An 856-nucleotide genomic window follows, 5' to 3' on the forward strand; every position below is an offset into this window, starting at 1 on the left:
TTCCGACGCTCGGGCGCGGGGGCATCGGGTGTTGGCGGTGGTGCGTGGTTCTGCGGTGAATCAGGATGGTGCGTCGAATGGGTTGACGGCGCCGAATGGTCCGTCGCAGGAGCGGGTGATCCGGCAGGCACTGGCTAACGCACGGTTGTCGGCAGCGGACGTGGATGCCGTCGAGGGCCACGGCACCGGCACGAAGCTCGGTGATCCCATCGAGGTGCAAGCGCTGTTGGCTACTTATGGGCAGGGCCGGGAAGACGGTCGGCCGTTGTGGCTGGGGTCGTTGAAGTCGAACATCGGTCACACCCAATCGGCTGCTGGTGTGGGTGGTGTGATCAAGATGCTCATGGCCCTGGACCAGGAGGTGCTGCCGCGCACGTTGCATGTGGACCAGCCGTCCTCGCACGTGGACTGGGACGCGGGCACTGTGGAGTTGCTGGCTGAGGCCGTGGCTTGGCCGCGTGGGGAGCGGGTGCGGCGGGCGGGTGTGTCTTCCTTCGGTGTGTCGGGGACCAATGCGCACGTCATCCTCGAGGAGGCACCGGCGGAGGAAGCTGCTGGTGGGGATGTGGAGCCCTTGGTGATGCCTGCGGTGGTGCCGTGGGTGGTGTCGGCGCGTAGTGCGGGGGCATTGGCCGCTCAGGCAGGTCGACTGCTCGAGCACGTCCGCTCTGTCCAGGCTGGTGGCGGTGGTGTGGATGTGGTGGGTGTGGGGCGTGCTCTGGTGGGTTCGCGTGCCGTGTTTGAGCATCGGGCGGTGGTTTTGGGTTCGGATGTGGGGGAGCTTGAGGCTGGGCTTGTTGGTGTGGCGCGGGGTGAGGTCGCTGGTGGTGGTGTGGTGGGTCGTGTGCGGTCGGGG

Annotated in this window: 1 protein-coding gene; it reads left to right on the forward strand. The window is 67.2% G+C overall.

Annotated elements, in window-relative coordinates; genetic code table 11:
- A partial coding sequence (locus JK364_RS54485) for a ketoacyl-synthetase C-terminal extension domain-containing protein (RefSeq protein ID WP_201858891.1) occupies window positions 1-856 on the forward strand: 856 nt, incomplete at both ends.

The organism is Streptomyces endocoffeicus (genome assembly GCF_016741935.1).
GTDB classification, from domain to species: domain Bacteria; phylum Actinomycetota; class Actinomycetes; order Streptomycetales; family Streptomycetaceae; genus Streptomyces; species Streptomyces endocoffeicus.